Annotated in this window: 1 protein-coding gene; it reads left to right on the top strand. The window is 73.7% G+C overall.

Features of this window, described 5'->3' with window-relative positions:
• Positions 1–308: 308 nt before the first annotated feature.
• Positions 309–1,668: molybdopterin oxidoreductase family protein (locus FNX44_RS26525; RefSeq protein ID WP_267129496.1), on the top strand; the 1,360-nt coding region annotated here is incomplete at its 3' end.

Below are 1,668 nucleotides of genomic sequence, written 5' to 3' on the forward strand. Positions count from 1 at the left end.
TTCCACGGGTGGTGCGCCGCCTGGCCGGACGGCGGTGGTGCCGTCGATCCTGTCGCGCGTGGTTTGCCGACCTGTTTCGGCCGAATGACAACCGGTTGCGGCCGACTCACCCGGCCCGCGAGACCGGTTTGAGGTCCGATTGCCGTCCGTGTAACGCGAAGCGCCGCCGCGCGTAACATGCGCGACGCATGATGTGCGGCATGAGCGCCACGCCTGTCTCCACCGCATCGGCCGCCGCCAAGGCACCCGGCAAGGGTGACGACCGGGCGGTGGACACCCACTGCCCCTACTGCTCGCTGCAGTGCGGTATGGGACTCGTGCCGACGCCCGACCGTCCCTCTCCGGTGGCGGTGACCGAGCGGGTCGCCTTCCCCGTCAACCGGGGCGCGCTGTGCGGCAAGGGGCGTACGGCGCCGGCGCTGCTGGCCGCCGGGGCGCGGCTCACCGTCCCGCTGGTGCGCCGCACCCCGGGCGGGCCGCTGGAGGAGGCCGACTGGGACGAGGCGCTGGGCCGCGTCGCGGAGGGGCTGTCGCGGACCCGGGAGCAGCACGGCGCGGACGCCGTCGGGGTGTTCGGCGGCGGCGGCCTGACCAACGAGAAGGCGTATCTGCTGGGCAAGTTCGCCCGGCTGGTGCTCGGCACCTCGCAGATCGACTACAACGGCCGGTTCTGCATGTCGTCGGCCGCGGCTGCGGGGAACAAGGCGTTCGGTCTCGACCGCGGGCTGCCGTTCCCGCTGGCGGACGTCGCCCGCACGGACTGCGTGATCCTCGTCGGGTCCAACCCGGCCGAGACGATGCCGCCGGCGCTGCGCTACTTCACCGACATGCGGCAGCGCGGCGGCAAGCTGATCGTCGTCGATCCGCGCCGCACCCGTACCGCCGAGCAGGCCGATCTGCATCTGGCGCCCAGGCCCGGCACGGATCTCGCGCTGGCGCTCGGCATGCTTCACCTGATCGTGGCGGAGGGGCGCACGGACGAGGAGTACATAGCCGAGCGCACCACCGGCTGGCCGGCCGCGCGGGCCGCGGCGATGGCGCACTGGCCGGAACTCGTCGAGCGCGTCACCGGCGTCCCCCTCCCCCAACTGCGGGAAGCCGTGCGGTACTTCTGCGATGCGGAGTCGGCGATGGTGCTGACGGCCCGGGGCCCCGAGCAGCAGGCGAAGGGCACCGACACGGTCGGCGCGTGGATCAACCTGACGCTGGCGACCGGCCGGGCCGGCCGACCGCTGTCCGGCTACGGCTGCCTGACCGGCCAGGGCAACGGGCAGGGCGGTCGCGAACACGGCCAGAAGGCCGACCAGTTGCCCGGCTACCGCTCGCTGACCGACCCGGCCGCCCGCGCCCACGTCGCCGAGGTGTGGGGGGTCGATCCCGACAGCCTGCCGGGCCCGGGGCGCAGCGCCTACGAGCTGCTGGACGCGCTCGGCCGCGACGTGCGGTCGCTGCTGCTGCTCGGCTCGAACCCGGTGGTCTCGGCGCCGCGCGCGGCCCATGTCGAGGAGCGCATACGTGCGTTGGACTTCCTCGCGGTGTGCGACGTGGTGCTGTCGGAGACGGCGCGACTCGCCGACGTGGTGCTGCCGGTCGCACAGTGGGCCGAGGAGACCGGCACGATGACCAACCTGGAGGGCCGGGTACTGCTGCGCCGCCGCGCGGTCACCC

The sequence above is a fragment of the Streptomyces alkaliterrae genome (assembly GCF_007097205.2).
Lineage (GTDB): Bacteria > Actinomycetota > Actinomycetes > Streptomycetales > Streptomycetaceae > Streptomyces > Streptomyces alkaliterrae.